The sequence below is a fragment of the Cytobacillus sp. Bac17 genome, assembly GCF_024519925.1.
GTDB classification, from domain to species: Bacteria; Bacillota; Bacilli; order Bacillales; family Cytobacillaceae; genus Cytobacillus; species Cytobacillus pseudoceanisediminis.
Window position 1 is genome coordinate 93,604 of record NZ_JALJRC010000011.1, and the last position, 20,244, is coordinate 113,847.

The 20,244-nt window shown below is 40.0% G+C and carries 15 protein-coding genes; 2 read left to right on the top strand and 13 right to left on the bottom strand.

All coding sequences use genetic code 11. From position 1 onward, the window contains the following. Positions 1-9: 9 nt before the first annotated feature. The 9 genes from NR125_RS14880 to NR125_RS14920 all read right to left on the bottom strand — a co-directional run bounded on the left by NR125_RS14880 (position 10) and on the right by NR125_RS14920 (position 10,290). Positions 10-1,389: an O-antigen polymerase gene (locus NR125_RS14880; RefSeq protein WP_009331993.1), complete on the bottom strand. Its 1,380-nt coding sequence runs from the start codon at positions 1,387-1,389 to the stop codon at positions 10-12. Between the two features lie 12 nt (positions 1,390-1,401). After that, positions 1,402-2,460 carry a non-hydrolyzing UDP-N-acetylglucosamine 2-epimerase gene (wecB, locus tag NR125_RS14885; protein WP_034296100.1) on the bottom strand — a complete coding sequence of 353 codons (1,059 nt, stop codon included), beginning with the start codon at positions 2,458-2,460 and terminating at the stop codon, positions 1,402-1,404. A gap of 44 nt (positions 2,461-2,504) precedes the next feature. Beyond that, positions 2,505-3,944, bottom strand: coding sequence for a lipopolysaccharide biosynthesis protein (locus NR125_RS14890; RefSeq protein ID WP_009331995.1), 1,440 nt, complete (start codon positions 3,942-3,944; stop codon positions 2,505-2,507). After that, positions 3,945-4,676, bottom strand: coding sequence for an acyltransferase (locus tag NR125_RS14895; protein ID WP_009331996.1), 732 nt, complete (start codon positions 4,674-4,676; stop codon positions 3,945-3,947). 25 nt (positions 4,677-4,701) lie between these two features. Beyond that, positions 4,702-6,015, bottom strand: a complete 1,314-nt coding sequence (locus tag NR125_RS14900) for a nucleotide sugar dehydrogenase (RefSeq protein ID WP_009331997.1) — start codon at positions 6,013-6,015, stop codon at positions 4,702-4,704. Positions 6,016-6,028: 13 nt separating this feature from the next. Then, entirely contained in the window at positions 6,029-7,042 is a 1,014-nt protein-coding gene (locus NR125_RS14905) for a Gfo/Idh/MocA family protein (protein WP_256815603.1), read from the bottom strand. Beyond that, positions 7,035-7,772 (bottom strand): GumC domain-containing protein, encoded by a 738-nt coding sequence (locus tag NR125_RS14910; protein WP_256815604.1) that lies wholly within the window; start codon positions 7,770-7,772, stop codon positions 7,035-7,037. The genes NR125_RS14905 and NR125_RS14910 overlap by 8 nt, the downstream gene beginning before the upstream one ends. 65 nt (positions 7,773-7,837) lie before the next feature. After that, entirely contained in the window at positions 7,838-8,950 is a 1,113-nt protein-coding gene (locus NR125_RS14915; protein ID WP_071159746.1) for a DegT/DnrJ/EryC1/StrS family aminotransferase, read from the bottom strand. A 269-nt stretch (positions 8,951-9,219) separates the two neighbouring features. Next, on the bottom strand, positions 9,220-10,290 hold the full coding sequence (locus NR125_RS14920) for a glycosyltransferase family 4 protein (protein ID WP_009332001.1): 1,071 nt from the start codon (positions 10,288-10,290) through the stop codon (positions 9,220-9,222). A 341-nt stretch (positions 10,291-10,631) separates the two neighbouring features. Here NR125_RS14920 and secA2 point away from each other — a divergent pair, with 341 nt between their 5' ends. Next, the gene (secA2, locus tag NR125_RS14925) at positions 10,632-12,998 is read left to right on the top strand and encodes an accessory Sec system translocase SecA2 (protein WP_009332002.1); all 2,367 of its coding nucleotides are present in this window, start codon (positions 10,632-10,634) and stop codon (positions 12,996-12,998) included. A gap of 20 nt (positions 12,999-13,018) precedes the next feature. After that, positions 13,019-13,912, top strand: a complete 894-nt coding sequence (locus tag NR125_RS14930) for an accessory Sec system S-layer assembly protein (protein WP_009332003.1) — start codon at positions 13,019-13,021, stop codon at positions 13,910-13,912. A gap of 410 nt (positions 13,913-14,322) precedes the next feature. Here NR125_RS14930 and NR125_RS14935 read toward each other — a convergent pair whose 3' ends face one another. From NR125_RS14935 to NR125_RS14950, 4 genes are all read right to left on the bottom strand, one after another. Then, entirely contained in the window at positions 14,323-16,050 is a 1,728-nt protein-coding gene (locus NR125_RS14935) for a transglycosylase SLT domain-containing protein (protein WP_256815605.1), read from the bottom strand. Positions 16,051-16,137: 87 nt separating this feature from the next. Beyond that, positions 16,138-16,845 (bottom strand): C40 family peptidase, encoded by a 708-nt coding sequence (locus tag NR125_RS14940; RefSeq protein ID WP_009332005.1) that lies wholly within the window; start codon positions 16,843-16,845, stop codon positions 16,138-16,140. Between the two features lie 247 nt (positions 16,846-17,092). Next, positions 17,093-17,500, bottom strand: a complete 408-nt coding sequence (locus NR125_RS14945; protein WP_009332006.1) for a hypothetical protein — start codon at positions 17,498-17,500, stop codon at positions 17,093-17,095. Positions 17,501-17,767: 267 nt separating this feature from the next. Beyond that, positions 17,768-20,230: a phosphodiester glycosidase family protein gene (locus NR125_RS14950; protein WP_256815606.1), complete on the bottom strand. Its 2,463-nt coding sequence runs from the start codon at positions 20,228-20,230 to the stop codon at positions 17,768-17,770. Between the last annotated feature and the right edge of the window lie 14 nt (positions 20,231-20,244).

Here is a 20,244-nt window from a genome sequence, read left to right on the forward strand (position 1 = left end):
AATTTCTCCTTAAACTTCATTTCCCGACTTTTTCTTCTGCCATAAAGCAGTCAAGTCAATGCGAAGCCTGATAAATAATAAGATTCCCACAAACAAACCTGTCATAAGCACCCAGATTGGATTGAACAAAAAGTCTGCAAACCCGCCAACCAGGGTTCTTGGTATATTAATGGTAAAGTAAATGAACAGACATAAAAATACAGGATTTTTAGGGAGTCTTACAAATACGATATATAATATCTGCACTAAAGCAGCTATATAAATCGTGCTGACAATGACGCCCAAGTATCCAAAGTTTGCATAAGCTTCAGCAATATAAAGAGTGTTCAGCACTCCTGCTGTGCCAGCTTCCACCTTTTCAGGGAATACCGTTTCCATTACAACCCTGGCTGAACGGACCTGATCCATATCAAATAAATCCGTAATGATTGGCAGGCTTTTCCCGTTTAAAAACGGCAGTAAATGACCATATAAATCAAAATGCAGGAAAGTCGGTGCAATTTGAGCAAAAATCAGTCTTCCAACCGGACCGGAATTATAGGACAAATAGGAACCCATATCCGTAACACCCTGAATCACGATATACATGGAAACAAGTGCAGCAGCCCCTAGAAGCCCCCATAAAACCAGGCGTCTGACAGTAAATCGGATCACGCCAATATATAGGCTTAACAGCAGGAACATAATCAAATAGAAAAAGACTGGTGATTTAGCCAAATCGTAGATATTAATTAAAATAGCACCTGCAAATAGAGACAGATACAACAGCTTCCATTTCACCTGTCCAGTCCTGACGGCATAAACGTAAGCAATCAGGGACAGCAGCGGGGTCAATGCAATCGCAAATATATTACGGATCAAAACATTTCCGCCAAATTCTCTTTGAGCCATTATTCTTAATTCACCCGGAGAGTACTCGCTGTTTCCTAAAGCAACTTCAAGTATAGGAATGACAGGTGCTTTCCACAGCGTATAAAGAATAGACGCCAATGAGATTACAGACAGCATGAGAAAGATAAGAAAAAATTCATTCTTTTCCTTAAAAGGCAAAGATATATCCTTCGAAAGATAAGCATTAAATTCTTCTTTGGCATTAAAATTGCTTAGCTTTGAAATTAACATCATGACTAATGGAAACAAAACCATCACCAGACAAATAATATAAAACCCTATTTGCCTGTATTCTTCATGTGATAATCGATTAATCATATAATAATCATCCACTTCCATAGCAATCAGCAAAGTGCCGATAAAGCTGGAAATCAAGAATGAATAATAAAATATGATTGAATTCATATTTGGCTTTAAAAGGGAGAGGCTTCCGCCAGCCTGTTTAAAAAGGTAAATGGAAGCCGTTAAGACAATACACCAAATTAAAAGATAGAGCATAGGTAAGCCGCCTTATCTGTTATCTATTAGAGATACAATTTTCTCCGCTGCCTTGCCATCCCCAAAAACTTCCTTATAGGATGGATGAACTTCTTTGCTAACAGCATCCAATAGCTGCTTTACATCTGTACCGACCAGAATGTTCGCATCTTCTTCCAGAGTTTCAACCCACTCCGTCTGTTCCCGTACTGTTACGCAAGGGACTTTCATGAAATACGCTTCTTTTTGGACACCGCCGGAATCGGTAATGATTTTCTTCGCATTTGCTTCCAATGTCAGCATGTCCAGGTAGCCGACTGGTTCAATCACTTTCAGGTTAGGAACATCGCTTAAGCTTAGGCCGTACCCTTCAAGCTTATGCTTTGTACGCGGATGTATCGGCCATACTTTAACATCCTCGATTTTTGAGAAGGCTTCGAGAATATTTTTCATGTTCCCGACATCGTCCGTATTTTCGGCTCTGTGGATGGTGATAAGATGATAGCCTTTTTCTGATAAGCCATTCTCGCTAAGAATGGATGATTTTTCAGCTGCCAGTTCTTTATTGTATAAAACAGCGTCATACATAACGTCACCAATATTGAAGACATTGTGTGTAATATTTTCGTTTTTCAAATTTTGTACAGCCGTGTCAGTCGGGCAGAACAAAAATTCTGAAACATGGTCAGTCATAATACGGTTAATTTCTTCAGGCATTTTTTTGTTGAAGCTTCTTAAGCCTGCTTCAATATGTATGACCGGCACATGCAGCTTGGAAGCAACCAAGGAGCCTGCAAGCGTGGAATTTGTATCCCCATAAACCAACAGGTAATCAGGCTTCTCATCCAATACAATTTCCTCTATTTTCGCAAGCATCTCACCAGTCTGCTTGCCATGGCTTCCGGACCCTACATTCAAAAGATAGTCTGGCTTTGGAATGTTCAGTTCTTCAAAAAAGATATCTGACATATTTGCATCATAATGCTGTCCTGTATGAACAATTAGCTCCTGATGATCTTCACGCAAAACCCGTGAAAGAGGAGCAGCTTTGATAAATTGAGGCCTAGCGCCCAATACTGTAAGAATTTTCATCATTCATCCTCCTGTGGAGTGTTCTTCTATTAGCATTTCCTATTCTATTCATTCAATGATTTTTCATTTTCCATTGATTTTCTTCTGAAGTCTTTATCTACTCGGCTGATGCCGATAACCAGAAGCATATAAAGCCAGGCTAAGGCTATATAAATGTAGTTCAGCTCAAGTTCTTGTACATAAATAATACTAATAACGGCAGCTGTCATATTTACAAACAAAAATGCCATTTTCCCAAATGACACTGGTACATAATATGCTTGCTGACTTTTCCTGAATATGAACACAATAGCTGTCATATAGGCAATCAGATAAGCCGCAACGGCACCCCAGATTGAGAACACCGGAATAAGTGTAATGTTTAAAACGGTGTTGATCACAGCTACAATGCCAAACGTTATGGAAATAACCCCAGTTTTCTTTGTGAAAAATAAACCGGCAGAAATAATCAGGTAATAAAAATTCAAAAATGTTGCAGCAGATATTAAAGCAACATACTGATAGGCATTGTAATAATCTTTGCCCAAAATTCCAATGATGAAAGGCATAACTGTTGCAATGGCCATAATTCCGAAAATCCCCATCAGCAAAAGTCCCATATAAATTTTTGAGAAGAGCAAAGGGCTATTTTCTTTATCTTTGATCGACATGGAATATGGACGCCAAGCCATTTGTACTCCGCTGGTCAGCAAAGTGATGACGGTAGCAAGCTTGGTGGCAGCTCCGTAAATCCCTACCTCTTCTGTGGAATGAAAAGCCTGCAGAAAGAAAACGCTGGCATTGGCAATTACCCAAAAAGCAAGGGAAGCCGGAACAAGCGGCGCTGCATACTTAACCAATTCCTTCAGTGATGGAAAGGATATCTTGGGTTTTAAATATTTTATGCTAGATGAAAGCAGAAGCAGGAAAATAATTGCACTGCTCACAATCCTTCCTAGCAGGATACCTTCTGGTGTCTGAACAAAGTATTTTAAGAACAAATAAGACAAAATCGCAACCAGCAGCATTTTCCCTACTGTGAAAATCACGACTTTTTTGGTTTTAAAGTCGAAACGAAGCACCATAAGCACTACAACGAGAATGGTATCGAGAAATAGCACCCCGATACTAATATACAGAAGCCTAACATACCCTGCGTCACCAAATAGGAGCTCAGAAATATAAGGACCAGCTGTAAGTACGATAATTCCCAATAAAGCAACAATAAAAATTCTGAAATACATGACGTTTCGTACATGCTCCAGCTTTTTGTCTTCATCCTTTGTTTCAAAGTAGTAGAAAGACAGAGCGGAATCAGTGCCAAAAATAATTAAAAACGTCAGCATGGCTGTCCATTTATCAATAATATCAAGTACTCCATATTCCGCAGGAGGCAGATAGTTTGTATAAATAGGCAGCATGATAAAAGCTATTAACTTGGTTCCGACATTCATAAATGCGTAAAGGAGCGAATCCGCTCCTAAACGCTTAAATTGGGCGAGCACCTATAACAGCTCCCGCTCGTCAACATCCTTGACGTACTTAGCGGGTACACCCTTTACTAATGTTTTCGCCCCGGTATTTTTTGTAACAAGTGCACCAGCAGCTACAAATGTTTCTTCTTCAATCGTAATGCCAGGCAGGATGATAGAAGCACCGCCAACACGGGCACCTTTTTTGACTATTGCACCTTTGATTTTATCAAAGCGCTCTTCTGTTCTGCCCATGAAGTTATCATTTGTAGTTGTCACACATGGCGCAATGAATACTTGCTCTTCTAATGTCGTATAAGCAGTAATATAGGAATTGGACTGAATCTTTGTCCGATCGCCAATGGTCACGTAGTTTTCAACTGTAACGCCGCGGCCGACAATCACATAGTTTCCAATTTCAACGTTTTCTCTCACACTAGCAAGGTCTGCAATCAAAGTTGAAGAGCCGATTTTAGCACCGCGATAGATGACACAATTCGCTCCAATGGTTACATCTTCCCCAATTTCCAATGCAGGAATAGAATCAGATAATTTAACCGTGCTTGTCTTGGCCGGCTTTGGCGGTTTCCCGACGACTGCACCATCAGCAATGGTTGTATTGTCTCCAATAACTGTACCTTCATGAATGGTTACGCGATTTCCGATTACCACGTTTTTGCCAAGTTTAACGTCTTTTTCTATAACGGAATAGTACCCAACTTTTACAGATGAATCGGTTTGTACTGAAGGATCAATAAAATTCATAAGAATCTCCCTTTACCTCTAGAAATTATAGTTTAACGTATTTGTTTGGCTTTTCAACATCTTTCATTGCATTACGTGTATCGAAGATGACTTTGCTTTCTTCTGCAATCATCTTATAGTCAAAGTCTGAATGATCTGTTGTGACAAGAACAAGATCAGAATCATTAAGCAGCTGCTTTGATAGCTCAACTGTTTCCACTTTTGCACCGCAAGATTTGAATGAAGCTACATAAGGGTCAACCACAGTATAGTCAGCACCATGCTGTTCCAGAAGTTCAACAATTTTAAGGACTGGAGATTCACGAACATCATCAATATCCTTTTTGTATGCCACACCAAGAATGGTTACTTTAGCTCCGCGAAGAGCTTTGCCGTCTTCATTCAGGATTTGCATAGCACGATTGATTACGTACTCAGGCATACTGTTATTGATTTCTCCGGAAAGCTCAATCAGTCTTGTGTGATAATTGTATTCACGCGCTTTCCATGTTAAGTAGAATGGGTCAATTGGGATACAGTGTCCGCCAAGGCCAGGGCCAGGATAGAAGGCCATGAAACCGTATGGCTTTGTTTTTGCAGCATCAATTACTTCCCATACATCAATGCCCATTTTTTCGCAAAGGATCGCCATTTCGTTGGCTAGAGCAATATTGATATGTCTGAATGTATTTTCAAAAATCTTTTCCATTTCTGCAATAGCTGGAGAAGATACTTCGAATACATCTCCTTCAAGTACATTGCGGTAAAGTGCAGAAGCAACTTTTGTACAGTTTTCAGTGATGCCGCCAACAACTTTAGGCGTATTTTTTGTTTTGAATTCCTTATTGCCTGGGTCAACACGCTCTGGAGAGTAAGCAATAAATACTGATTCTCCCACTGTTAGGCCTTTGCTTTCAAGAGCAGGTTTTACAATTTCCTCAGTTGTTCCAGGGTATGTTGTTGATTCTAATACCACAAGCATTCCTTCATGGGCATACTTGGCAATTTCGTTAGAAGAGCTTTCAACATATGAAGTATCCGGCTGCTGATAAATATCAAGAGGAGTTGGCACACAAATCGCCACTGCATCAACATCCTGAATTCTAGCGTAGTCTGTTGTTGCTTCCAATCTGCCGTCTTTAATCATATCGGCAAGATCCTGATCAACAACATCTCCAATATAGTTGATCCCCATATTAACTTGCTCTACACGGGCAGCCTGCACATCAAAACCAATTACCTTATAGCCTGCTTTTGCTTTCTCTACTGCAAGAGGAAGGCCAACATAGCCCAATCCTACTACACCAATAACTGCTTCTTTGTTTTCGATTTTATTTATTAATGTCTGATATGCACTCATCTTGCATTCTCCTTTACTTAATAACGACTTTTTTCCCAGTTTCTGCTGATTCTAAAATTGACAGTATCAATTTTACAGGAGCCAAACCGTCTTCTCCAGTTACAATTGGGTTACGGTTTTCTTTCAATGCAAGTACCATGTCTTCAATAATGCATTGATGGCCTGGCTTGCCGAATGGATCTTCCTTGATTTCTTCTTTAACTTTTTCCGCTTCGTCTTCCTCTACACCCTCGATATCCCATGTTTCGATATAGTTTGCATTTCTTCCGCTGATTTTAACCGAAGCGGTCTCACCGAAAATCGCAAGGGACTCTTCCAGGTTTTTTGGATAGATGGTAGTCGCAGCTTCAATCACGCCCAGCGCACCATTTTTGAATTGGACCACTGCTGCTGCAACGTCCTCAGTTTCAATTTTACGCAGGCGTGTCGCCGCCATTGCCTGAACCGACTCAACAGGACCCATCAGCCAAAGCATAAGATCAAGGTCATGAATGGCCTGATTCATTAGTACTCCGCCATCAAATTCCTTTGTGCCTCTCCATGCTGCCTGATCATAATATGCCTGATTGCGATTCCAGCGCACAGTTGCATTCGCATGGCTCAGCTTGCCGAAAGAGCCTTTATCCATTTCAGCCTTCAGCTTTTGGATTGCCGGACGGAAACGGTTAGGATGGACAACGGCAAGCTTTACGCCATTTTCGTTTGCATATTTGATCATATCTTCAGCATCCTGAAGCTTTAATGACATAGGCTTTTCGACAATTATGTGTCTTTTATTGTCTGCCACAATCTTCGTAAGTGATGCATGAAGGCCGGAAGGAACACAGATATTCACCACATGGATATCAGGGTTTTCTTCAAGCATCGTATTTAAATCGGTATATTTTTTCACATTAGGTTTATCAATCTCAAGTCTTGCCGGGTTATTATCGCAGATGGCATACAGATTTGCATTTTCTGCTTTTTCAATAGCCTCTATATGCTTATTTGCGATATGTCCCATTCCTACAATTGCAAAATTAATCATTGTAGTATCTCCTGCCTTCACTTAGATATTTCATGAGTGCCAATAATAATACGGTTAGTACAAGTCCCAGGATTAGGCCGATGGCTGCGCCTTCTTTGAAGTAGGTTTTGCTTTGGGTTACATTTTCGGAAAGGATTTTTGGTTCTTCTTTCTCAAAAAATTCTATATCACTTCTCATACGGTGGGCAGTCGCCTCTGCTTCGGAAAGCTCTTTTTCTGATTCAATCCATAAATTTGTCACTAATTCATATTGGTCTGGATCTAGCCCTTTTTCTAAATCCTGTTTATAGCTTTCAATTGCTTTATTAAGGACTATTACTCGATTTTCTAAAGATTTAAGATATACTTCTGAAGCCTCTATCCTGCCTTCAAAATTTTCTATTAAATCTTCTTCGTATTTTCTAGTAACTTTCTCTAAATTCTCTTTAACTTCATCTGCATTGTTTCCTATTTTCGTGAACTTCACCTGCTTAGAAGAAACAAATATCTCAAGATTTTCTTCATCTGGAAATCTTGCAGCAATATTATTTTCACGTGTCAAATCCGGTGAAGTTACTCCCCCCGTATAAACCACTGCCTGCCCCGTATACGGCATATCCTTCTTCAAAAAATACACCGCACCGCCAGCCAGCAGCATCGTAATGATCGGAACAATTAAAAAATAATGCTTCCTTTTCCAGAAATACATCAGGTATTCATATAGTACAAATCGTTTCTTATCTTCACTCATTCCAACACCAGCCCTTTGTAAGCATGTAAAGAAACGCCCCCAGTCCGGCGGCGTTTCCTGGATTTTTATTTACCGTAAAATTCTGCAATTTTCTCTACGACATATTCCTGCTGCTCTCTTTTCAGCTCAGGGAACATTGGCAGAGAAAGGGCTTCTTTAGCCGCTTTTTCAGTTATAGGAAGATCTCCTTCTTTGTAGCCCAGTTCCTGGAATACAGGCTGAACATGTAATGGAAGAGGATAGTAAATCATTGTTGATACCCCTTGATCCTGAAGGAATTTTTGGAGTTCATCACGATTTTCCACTCTCAGTGTGTACTGGTGGAATACATGATAATTTCCTTCTTTTTCAACAGGAGTCACAACATGGTCACCCACTTTTTCCTTCAGAAGGCTTGTGTATGTGTCCGCATTCTTTCTGCGCATTTCGCTCCATTTATCCAAATGAGGAAACTTCACATTTAATACAGCAGCCTGAAGCTCATCCAAGCGGCTGTTGTACCCCAATACATGGTGATAATATTTTGGCTTGCTGCCATGCACACGGATAACACGGCATTTTTCTGCTACATCATCATTATCCGTAACAACCATGCCTCCATCTCCATAAGCCCCAAGGTTCTTTGTTGGGAAGAAGCTGTATGTTGCGGCTGTGCCAAGCTCCCCTACACTTTTACCGTTATGTTTTGCACCAATTGCCTGTGCTGCATCTTCTACAATCGCAAGGTTATGCTTTTCAGCGATTTTCGCAAGGCTTTCCATATCAGCCATTTGGCCGTATAAATGAACAGGAATGATTGCTTTCGTTTTTTCAGTAATTGCCGCCTCAACTTTGGACGGATCGATATTAAATGTTACCGGATCAATATCAACATAAACAGGCGTTGCACCAGCACGGGCAATCGCTCCGCCGGTAGCAAAGAATGTAAATGCTGTAGTAATTACTTCATCCCCAGGGCCAACACCTAAAGCCTGAAGCGCAATATGTATGGCGTCGCTTCCGTTACCGCAGCCAATGCCATGATTCACATTACTATATTTCGCAACATCTGCTTCTAATTTTTTCACATTATCCCCAAGGATAAATCTTGAAGAACTCATGACCCCATCAAGAACTTCCAACACTTCAGATTTTAATCCCTGATATTGTTCACTAAGGTCAAGCATAGGTACTTTCATTAAGAATACCTCCAAAAATAAATAAAATTAAAATCCACAAGTTAGTTTACCACAACTAATAATAATATAATGTTCAAAATATGACAAAAAAAGTATAAGAAATTACCTTTTTCGACATAATTTACACATACAGAATTAATGTATTGTTTCACCATTTAAAATTCTTGCATATTTTCTTGGAAAAGGGAAATAATAACCAAGAAAAATTCTTAAAAAAACCGTTTGCACCAAAAAATGCTACAAACGGTTTTTATTTCATTTAATTATCGTTACTTACCATATGAACGGTTGCCTGTCAGCTTCTTAAACAGAGTCAATACCGGCTTATACTGAACATGGACAATGCCGATGATTTCAGCAAATACTTCTGTAACTATAAGCAGGCCAAAGATAATAAAGACAGATCCCCATAAAGTGGACTCTGATAAAATTACTGCACTCACACTAAACATGATCCCAAAGGCATATATCGCTAAAACTGTATTCCTATGGGAGAATCCCAGCGCAAGAAGCCTATGGTGCAAATGCGATTTATCAGGTGCTGAAATCGGCTTCTTATTAACAATCCGCCTGATAATAGCAAAGGTTGTATCAAAGACCGGCACACCTAAAATAATAATCGGTACAAGGAAACTGAACAGGGTCACACTTTTATAAAGCCCCAGCAGCGAAAGAATGGAGATTGAATACCCAAGGAACAGAGCTCCCGTATCTCCCATGAATATTTTAGCCGGGTGGAAGTTGTAAAATAAGAACCCGATAATACTTCCCAGCAAAATAACTGAAATCATTAAAATCAGCATTTTGCCATTCAATCCAGCCATTATGGCAATAGTTGCAATCCCAATAGCCGAAATACCGGCTGAAAGACCATCCAGACCATCAATTAGATTGATTGCATTTGTTATCGCTACAATCCAGAACACTGTAATAGGATAGCTCCACATCCCAAGCTCAAAGTTTCCTATATAAGGGATGGAAAGCAAATCGATTGTTAATCCGCTGGCAACAATTAGACCGGCAACAACTAATTGTCCGGCAAATTTCACCTTGGCAGATAATTCATATTTATCATCCAGAATCCCGATTGCAACAATCAAAAGAGCACCAATGCTAATGGCTGTAACTTTTTGATCGTATAAACCGCCCGCAAAATAACCGGCGACGACTCCGATGAAAATCGCAAGACCACCCAATCGGGGCATCACATTTTTATGAACCTTTCTGTGGTTCGGTTTATCAATCGCACCGATTTTAATGGCGAACTTTATGACAAGCGGCGTAATGACTAAGACAGTTACAAGAGATACTAGAAACGCTATAGCAGCTTGAATATACATTCATCATCACCTTTTGCAGAGGTTAGTTTTATTGTTAGCTTAATCATGAATATCGTAACACATATCTTTAAATACGCAATGTTTTTTTAATTGGAAGGTATATTTATTATCTTTAGAGGAAACGATATTAATTTGACCGCATTCCCTCTATTCCCGATTTTCCGGTTATTAATCCACTCTCCTTTCCGCATATTAAATAGACGTTGCATTTCCAAGAAAGTTACATAACCTGTCCTATTAATCTACAATTATACTAGAAATATCTTCCACTTCAACAAAAATTTGCCCAATATGATATAATTCGACTAGGTCAATATTTACTGGAAATAGAGGCGAAAAGTATGCTAACAAAGGTTAAAATGATGCTCAGTGATTCTACCCGCGAAATCAAAAGGCTGTCGAAATTATCCGATGCTGTAAACAGCAGGGAAAAAGAAATCCAAAAGCTATCTGATGAAGAACTGCGGGAAAAAACAGCCATATTTATGGAAGATATAAAACAGGGCAAGTCACTTGAGGATATAAAAATAGAAGCATTCAGTGTTGTCAGAGAGGCAGCAAAACGTGTATTAGGACTAAGGCATTATGATGTTCAGCTGATTGGCGGTTTTGTCCTTCATGAAGGAAGCATTGCGGAAATGCAGACAGGAGAAGGTAAAACACTCGTTTCCACACTGCCAAGCTATCTTCATGCTCTTGAAGGCAAAGGTGTTCATATCATTACTGCCAATGAATACCTGGCAAGACGAGATTATGAGCAAATGGGAAAGGTACATGAATTCCTGGGGCTCAAAGTTGGTTTGAACATCTCACAAATGTCTCCTGAGGAAAAGAAAGAAGCTTATTCTGCCCATATTACATACGGAACGGGAAATGAATTCGGTTTTGATTATTTAAGAGATAATATGGTTTATGATATGAATCAAAAAGTACAAGGAAAGCTTCATTATGCCATCGTCGATGAAATTGACAGCATCTTAATAGATGAAGCACGCACTCCGCTGATCATAGCCAACAAATCCAGTCTTGGAGCTGAATTATTCTATATTACTGCCGACCTGATGAAATCATTTAAGGCCGATGCCGAATATGAATTTTATCCTGAAACAAAGCAAATTTATCTAAAAGATGAAGGCGCTTATAAGATTGAAGATGCTTTTGGCATTGAAAATCTATATGATGCCGAGCATCAGGATCTCCTTCATAATGTTATGCAGTCTTTACGTGCATATGTGGTGATGAAGAAGGATGTTGATTATATCGTAAAAGACGGGAAAATTGTCCTGATAGACAAATTCACCGGCAGAATAATGGAAGGCAGAACCTTTAGTGAAGGTCTGCATCAGGCATTAGAAGCCAAGGAAGGCCTGGAGGTTACGGAAGAAAATGAAACACAGGCGACCATTACCATACAAAATTATTTCCGGATGTATGGAACTCTTGCCGGAATGACCGGGAGCGCAACTCCTTCCAAACAGGAGTTTTTGGAAACCTATAATTTAAAAGTGGTAACGATTCCTACAAATAAACCGATACAGCGTATTGACGAAGATGATTTAATCTTTAAAGATTATCAATCCAAGATTAATAGAATCATCGGAGAAGTTAAGAAGCTCCATGAATTGGGCAGACCTATTCTAATAGGAACAACTTCGATTGAGCAGTCTGAAAAACTGTCTGACCAGCTTGAAAAACATGGCATTAAGCATCACATCCTAAATGCCAAGACTGAGGAAGATGAAGCACGCATTATTTCACTTGCAGGTCAAAAAGGCCAGGTGATGATTGCAACCAATATGGCCGGCCGGGGCACAGATATATTGCTTGGGGAAGGTGTCAAAGAGTCGGGCGGTCTTCATATTATCGGGACAGAACGCCATGAAAGCATGAGAATCGATATGCAGCTGCGAGGACGTTCCGGAAGACAGGGAGACCCTGGTTCCTCCCAGTTCATTGTTTCACTTGAGGACGATTTATTTATCAACTATGACCCGGATGAAATGGAAAAGTATCTGAAAAAGATTAAAACGAATGAAGAAGGCCTTATTCTATCTCCTGATCCGAATAAATTCGTACGACGCGTTCAGGAAACGGTTGAACATGCTCATCATTCATCCAGAGGCCATTTGCTGAAGCTTGATGATGTAATCGACCGCCAAAGCAAAGTCATCTATTCTATGAGAGACAGGCTATTAAAGGCTGAAGCGAGTGAGACATTCCCTGAAGTAACTAGCTATATCAAAAAATATCTATTGCAAATCATTGACAAATACTGCATTGAAGATATCGCAGCCGGAGAATGGAATCTAAATGGCCTTTTAGAAGAGCTTAGCTTTGTATTTATTCAGTTTAATATCAGCCTGCAGGATCTTCAGGATAAAGAAAAAGAAGAGATAACTGATTTGGTCATGAAGGAATATGCAGAGCTTGAGAATCAGATTCTTTCCCTTCAGGAAGAGGAAGAGCTGGGAAATCAATTGCAAAAATTTATGCTTCAGCTTATTGACGCGAACTGGATTCAGCACCTGGAAGTCATGACGATTATCAAAGATGGCATCCACCTTCGAGGCTATGGACAAGAAGACCCTTACCGACTTCTTGAAAACGAGGCACTAGCCGAATTCAATCGACTGATGTTCGAAATCGAATCGGGGATCAGCCTGCGATTTATCGAATATCTTAAAAGCCAATTCCAGGCACAAGAGTAATTCGAGGGGGAACTTAAAGAATGGCTTTATTTAAAAGAAAGACAAAAAAAGAGAAAACACTTGAACAGGATCAGCTGCAAGAACAGCAGCAAAACGATTTAAATGCTGATGACCAGGACGGTCTTGTAAAAACAACATTATCATTTCATCCTGACTGGGAGCTAACCAGTCAGGAGAAATATGTCTATCAATTCAAACACCGGCAGCTCCCTTTGCTAAAGCCAAACCAAATTGCCATCAATGGCATAAAACTAATAAATTTTGATGAAGGATTTGTAGTAGTCGCCATTTTAAGAAATACACTCCCTAAAGCCATCCGTTTCGAAGCAGTTGACCTCCTTTTATTGGACGAAAATGGCCAGGCAATCGCGAAGAAGCAATTTGAGCTCGATGGCATGGATGAGCTTCCATCGATGACATCACGCCCATGGCGATTCCTCTTCTCATCTGAAGATAAGCTAGTTGATAAGATCCCTGAAGAAGGCTGGAAGATAGCCTTTGAATTGAAAAAATCAGCAGCTGTCCATCAGCTTGATCTTGAAGAAAGCTGGGAAAATCAAATTTCCCCTTCCCAAAAGGAACATCTGGAGAAAATGGTTGCTTCCTTGCCTGCTCTATCCCCTGGCGAAGTAAACTTCATGGGAATAGAAGCCAAGCATGGAAGTGAGGGAAACTTGGCTGTTACGGTTCTAATTCGAAATGGCAGCGAAAAAAACATCCAGCTGGAACAAATTCCTCTCATCGTGGAAGATGCTGCAGGAGATATCATCTGCCAGGGCGGATTCAAACTTGAGAAATTTGAAGTAAAAGCCAACACAAGCAAGCCATGGACTTTTATCTTCCCAAAAGAGCTGGTTCAAAAACAGCAGCCGGACTTATCCAAATGGAAGGTTTATCCGCCTCAGAAGAAATAAGAATGAAATCCCCGTTCCGGAAGTGGAATGGGGATTTTGCATTTGGTAATCTATTTATTTGCGGAGTTGCAGAGAATTTGGGCATTTTTCTTTCTTGTGATACATCCTGATTGAAGTGATGCGGGATTCTATTTGCAGGTTTCGCCGGGCTATTTGCAGCTTTATGATTCTATTTGCAGGTTCACACATTCTATTTGCAATTTTTTTATTCGAGTCGCAGTCTGCCTTTCTATTTGCAGAACGGAGGATACTATTTGCAGATTCTCCTTCTCTATTTGCAAATTTATAATTCTATTTGCAAGATACATCATTCTTTTTGCAGCTGTCCCCCCTCCAATTTGCATACTTCATATACGTACTTCTCACCTCATCAAAAAGAGGCTCCCAAAAGGGAACCTCTAATTAAATAATTATTTCAGCCCAACCGATGCTACATAGCCTGTTTTTCCATTAACACTTACTTTGTACCAGCTGAATAGGTTGTATTTATTGTTATCTTCAATAGGGCCATCCATAATCGTAATGCGTGTGCCCTTCGCAAGTGAAGTTCCAGTTCCTGCTGTTGAAGGTTTATCACGGAATGTCGCAGCTCCAGAAATGATGATGCTGTCCCCTTTTTTAAATAGCTGAGTGGATGGCGTTTGTTTGTCAGTTTTATAATTCATTTTGCTGCTGAAAATAGCCTGTCCAGTCGAAGGGTTATAGGAGATCTCTATATCATCCTTATTGATTACTTCAGCATTTACCTGGGCCCACTTGCTGATATTATTGAATACCTTTAGTTGATATGGATCTTCCGAGAAATTTGGATCATTGAACTTAGAAAGGCCATTATAAGCCATTATTGCAAAATACCAATTCTCCAGTACCTCTTTATCCCCATCATTTACAACAGGAATTCTGGAGCCTGCATAACTCCATTTCTCCAATAGAATTTGAATTCCGGTTTCAATGTTTATGCCAATATCATATTTGGCTTTTTCCCAATTATAGCGGTCATCATGCTCATCAAGCGGTGTAACCTGCATGATTCCATATCCATTATCCGGGCTTTTGAATGCTTCCCCACGCTCAGTGAATTGCTGAAATGCGCCATTTTCGGTTATAGCGATCGCTTTCACCAATTCTGGCGGAATGCCGGCTGCAGCTGCTTTCGTTGTCAGTAGAAGTTTCAAATCCTCTATCGGCATTTGCAGCTGTTTCATTTCATTTTTAATGGCATCTGTAAACATCTGCTTTGAAGCAGGATTTTTAATATCCTCGCTCAGCGTTGAAACCGAATCATATAAAACAGGCACTTTTGCATCGGAAACACCCGGCTTTACAAGCTCACGGAGCTCGCGAAGCTGCTCGTTAAGAAGGTAAAGCTCCTTGTATTCAGCATCTTTAATGCTTTCAGGAATTTTCCCTTTAAGGGCATCCCACTCGGTGCGTAATTGCTTTTTATATGTCTCCTGAGGAGTTACCTCCAAGAACATCAAGATCTTCTTGGCTTCTTTTAACACTACGTCATTTTGCCCTTTTGCCAATGAGGATGAAACCTGAGTAAGGGCCATCTTAACGGTTACAGAATAGCTAAGCTCATCTCTCAATGCCTCTGCAGATTCCTTGAAATTTGCCCGAATGGCTTCTCTTGTGGTTACACCATATACACGATCCAGAAGGGCTGCCTGTTTCTTAATTTCAAAGGATAGCTCATGATAAGCCTTAACTGTTTCATTTGAGAGGACACCTTGGTCCAGCTGCCCTTGCAAAAAATGCTTCTTAGCTTCTATTTTTTTCCCGGCTGTGATGGCATCTATATAATAGGCCGCACGCTTGATCTGCAGCTGACTTTCATCCAATTTTGCCAAGTATGTTTGCTTTTCACTCGAGCTTAAGGTATTTACTAGCTTAATAGCCTCACTATAAGCTTTTTTAGCTGCATTATATTCAGTATACGGTCTGGTTACACCGTCTCCGGACCATTCAATGGAACATGCTCTTCTTAATATTTGAGATGTTGAGATAGCCTTTTGAACTGCACTTTCAATTTGGATTACAGAAGCTGCTTCTGTATCACTGACATTAACAACTGCAGCAGCCGGGATGATGAGTGACGTGGACAATAATACTTTTAATCCTCTTCTATTAGACAAAATTGCATCCTCCTACAAAATAAAAACTCTTGCTATCATAATTATAACAAGAGTTTAATAGATTATTAACCGTATTTTGGAAATTTATCATTGGCCAACTGGAACATATTCGATATAGGATTCCATATTTGTAATATAAAGTTGAGATCCAAGGTTATATTGGCCCCCAAAGCGGGTATCATAATTGTAAACACGATATTTTTCGCCTGGGTTTAGAATTCGCACCATCTTTAGCTTATTATCTTCCGTACGCTGCCAAAGATTGATTTTCTTTTTCACATATACCATGCCGATTTGACCTTGTTTTACTGGAACCGCTGCAGCGATTCCCTTAACGCTTTCCTGAGCTACAACTCTTTTAGCACCTATGTATCTGCTCTTATAATAGCTCATATCCATACTGTTAATCATGATTCCGTCATCGGAATCTGCATGGATAAATTTATTGTCGCCTGTATAAATGCCAGCATGTGATGCGCCAGGCTTATATGTAGTAAAAAAGACTATATCTCCTGGCAGAAGCTCGCTTCTGCTGACAGACTCTCCTGTTTTATATTGATCGGCAGTTGTTCTTGGAAGCTTGATCCCGTGTTCACTGTATACATATGTTAAAAATCCTGAGCAGTCAAACCCTTTTGGTGTTGTACCTCCCCATTTATAAGGAACGCCTTGCATTTGTTTTGCAAGCTTAACAATACTGTCCGGACTCGCCTCTGCAGCGTTTGCAGATTGATGAGTAAAAATCATTGGCAATACCAGCAATAATGCCAGCGCCTTAAGTAAGACTTTTTTCATAGTATGTATCCTCCTGTGAAACTTTTGGTATATATTAATTATCTAAAAATTATGTAATTAGTAGGGATAACTAGATTTTATCCTATAATTAGACAGGATTCTATTTCATTTTCATAACAATCCCCCGAAAATATTACAAAAATATTACAAGGTAACGTTGAATAGTAGGGAAAAATACTGAAAGATGTAGAATTTCACTATATGCGCATAAAAAAACAGACTATCAATAAGATAGTCTGGATCAATATTAGCTAAATGAAGGCCAGTTGCTCTGGTATTCGTCGCCCTCTATTTTTTCAAGAGTTTTGTATTTTAAAGGAAGGAGCTCATCCTCTGTAATTTTTAAAAATTCTTTTCCAATTTCGAATGGTATAAGATCAAACTGATCTTCATTTTCAGCAATAAAGTAAATTCCCGATACCTTGCCTTTTCGAGACAAATCTATGTTCAGGAATGATGGATAAAAGGTGTTATTTTTTGCTTCCAGAATGGCTTTAGCCGTAATGGTGCCATCTTCTTCTTTCTCGATCGGATCATTACTGATCTTCTCCAGGATCTTTACAGCCCACCCCTGCTTCTTATAACCGCCGATAATCTTAGGAGGTTTCTCCTGTAATTGACTTAATAAATCATGCATTTCTTTAGACTGTTCCATTGGTTAACAATACTCCCTCCAATGTTACGATGTTATTATACAGCCGCATCTGTATATATGAAACTAGTGTTTAATTATACCGTACTTATATAGTTATGGACAATTTCAGTAATTAGAGTAGCATAATTACTAATTTTCTGCAATTTACACCCTATATTTCCATAACCAAGACTATAATATACTAAACATTTATACAATATTAAATTTATGGTAACCCGTCTGAAACGCAAAGAAAAGGCTGAGTCTCATGCACCCAGCCTTTTTAAATCATTCATACACTGCCTGAATTTGGTCGATGAAAATCTGACCTCTATTTTTATGTTCATCACTTACCTGCATATACCTTACAGGAATCTCCAGAACGTATGGAGCAGTCAAGCCTGCCGGAATGTCTGCTTCAACATATTTCCAGCCTGTCCAATCAAGGTTCTTTGTAAAATCAAGCTGAATCTCTTTGCCTGCGGCATCTTTTAACTGGCTGCGCAGCCAATGCCCTTTGTTGTCCCCATAGACCCACATACCTATTTTCTTAGGAGCCCCCATTACTGGAATAGGTTCTTTTTTAGAAGCATAAACACCCGAAGTTCCTGTTGTTCCAATAAAGTTATATGCTACCTTCAGTGACCTTTTTCCCTCTTTAACATATACCGATTCAGGAGAAACCTTAACCGACTCATATCTTGCTCCCGATACTTGCCATCCGCTTATATCGCCTTCAAAATCTTCGATGATAACAGGACCTGGGTTTCCAGTGATTACTTTAATTTCAGCGGATACTTTACCATGTGAAATAGTAATTTTCCCTATTCCGTCCTTGCCCGAAGCTTTAAAAATTCCGTTTTCAACTGTTCCTAAATTATCTGATACCGAGTAAGTAAAGGCTGCAGGATCTGTTACCACATCCATGCCTCCATGATAGCCGGAAGCAGGGATAGCTGCAGTGCCATTTTTATCAACAATGATTGTATCCTTTGGCACTTTTATGGAGTCCAATACGTTAGTTATATGGACAGATACACTGCCTGCAACAGTACCAGAGGTTCCTGTAATCGTGCCTTTTCCAGGTATGCCTGAAGCTGTAAAGGATCCATCAGAATTGAATTTGCCAACATTCGATGTCCAAACAATCGGGTCTTTCAAGCTGACAGTATTATTATTTTTGTCTACCCCTTTTGCAGCAATCTTCAAGTCCTTATAGGATGCACCAGCAAATAAAGTGACTTCCTCAGGGTTAAGCAGTAACCTATGAAGCTCTCCCGCCTGCCTGCGTGCAATGATCAGCAAGGAGTTCGAAACATTCCGCTCCCTGCCGTCAGAAGGATTATTAACTACACTTGTTGTTGTTTCCCCCTGCTTTCTTGTCACCATTGTCGACGATCCGCCGCCATCAAATGTTATGGCCTCAACCGCTCCAAAGTCTTTCATAACCTTTGCTAAATCTGTTAAAGTGACTCCCTTGCTTTGAGCTCTTCTTCCATCTATGACAACTGCAAAAACAGATCCATCTTCCTTAATTCCTATCGCGGTTCTGGGATGGGCGCCAGCAATATTAAAGGTTTTTGCATTCCCGCCTTTAACCAGGTGGTACCTCCCTCCTATTGCCTGCTGTACCCGATCCCATTCGGGTTTATCGTAACTTGCGTTAATTGTAACTGAGTCGCCGGCTTTAAGTGATTTTAAATAGTCACTGCCTGCAGCATGGCCTGACAGGATGAACTCACCTGGCTTAAGCGCTGCACTTCCTTTGCCAATAATCACTTCTTTAACAGTGGCAGTGACCTGGCCATTTCCATTCAGCTGGCCTGTAACGTTAGAAAGCACCACTTCTGTACCTAATTCATTCGTCATCGTATTGCTTGCAAAATAAGATGTATAAAGAACTAGATGGCCTGCAAATCTCCTCTTATTAACAGAATTAATCAAGTATGGCTTCTGGCCATTTGCAGACACACTCAGTAAAATTTCGGGGTTTCCGATCATCGCTTTGCCGCTGAAGCTAACCCCAAAAATTGTTCTTTCATTGACTGGGGTTGTATTTGTGGTAACCAATTCACCATTATGCACAGTTAAATCAGTTGGAGCTCCATTCGAATCAAAATAGTCTCCGTTTACCCCGGCAATTACATACTTGCCCTCGTCTTCTTCGCGGTGTGCCATACTATTAACCGTTTCAAACCCGATCATTTGATCTTTAGCCAGGGAAGTTTCAAAAGAAATCTGGCTCGATTTTTGGTCAACATCAAGCTTATAGATCTCCTGGTTCCCTTTTGATCCTTTTACTGAAAGTTTGGATTGCGTGACACCAGGTGCAAGCACTGCCGTCTGCTCCTGGGTAACTGTACCTAAAGTCAGTTTTGTTCCATATAATTCAGGATTCACAAGCTTTAGCTTTAGCTTTGAGGGCGTTTTGTATTGGACATATCCTTTCATGTTGGTAACAAAGTACTGCCCTCCAACACCATACTGCCCGCCAAAAGCTGCATCATAGCGGTAAACCCTATATGCTTCCCCAGGTTTTAAAACTCTGACAAACTTCAATTTATTGTTTTCCCTTTTCCATAGGTTAATAGGCTTAAGAATATCCACTTTGCCTACTTGGCCTTTAACAAGCTGCATTCCTTCCCAATATACGACTGGTGTTGAAGCTGAAGCCTTTTTTACTGCATACGAAAAAGGGAACATGATCCCTGACAAAAACAAAAGACAACACAATAAGATTTTCTTTTTCATTACTCTCTCCCTCA

Bases quoted from the DNA above. Each gene is read 5' to 3' on its own strand.
- NR125_RS14880 (WP_009331993.1), bottom strand. From the start codon at position 1,389: ATGCTCTATCTTTTAATTTGGTGTATTGTCTTAACGGCTTCCATTTAC.
- wecB (WP_034296100.1), bottom strand. From the start codon at position 2,460: ATGAAAATTCTTACAGTATTGGGCGCTAGGCCTCAATTTATCAAAGCT.
- NR125_RS14895 (WP_009331996.1), bottom strand. From the start codon at position 4,676: ATGAATTTTATTGATCCTTCAGTACAAACCGATTCATCTGTAAAAGTT.
- NR125_RS14900 (WP_009331997.1), bottom strand. From the start codon at position 6,015: ATGAGTGCATATCAGACATTAATAAATAAAATCGAAAACAAAGAAGCA.
- NR125_RS14905 (WP_256815603.1), bottom strand. From the start codon at position 7,042: ATGATTAATTTTGCAATTGTAGGAATGGGACATATCGCAAATAAGCAT.
- NR125_RS14910 (WP_256815604.1), bottom strand. From the start codon at position 7,772: ATGAGTGAAGATAAGAAACGATTTGTACTATATGAATACCTGATGTAT.
- NR125_RS14915 (WP_071159746.1), bottom strand. From the start codon at position 8,950: ATGAAAGTACCTATGCTTGACCTTAGTGAACAATATCAGGGATTAAAA.
- NR125_RS14920 (WP_009332001.1), bottom strand. From the start codon at position 10,290: ATGTATATTCAAGCTGCTATAGCGTTTCTAGTATCTCTTGTAACTGTC.
- secA2 (WP_009332002.1), top strand. From the start codon at position 10,632: ATGCTAACAAAGGTTAAAATGATGCTCAGTGATTCTACCCGCGAAATC.
- NR125_RS14930 (WP_009332003.1), top strand. From the start codon at position 13,019: ATGGCTTTATTTAAAAGAAAGACAAAAAAAGAGAAAACACTTGAACAG.
- NR125_RS14940 (WP_009332005.1), bottom strand. From the start codon at position 16,845: ATGAAAAAAGTCTTACTTAAGGCGCTGGCATTATTGCTGGTATTGCCA.
- NR125_RS14945 (WP_009332006.1), bottom strand. From the start codon at position 17,500: ATGGAACAGTCTAAAGAAATGCATGATTTATTAAGTCAATTACAGGAG.
- NR125_RS14950 (WP_256815606.1), bottom strand. From the start codon at position 20,230: ATGAAAAAGAAAATCTTATTGTGTTGTCTTTTGTTTTTGTCAGGGATC.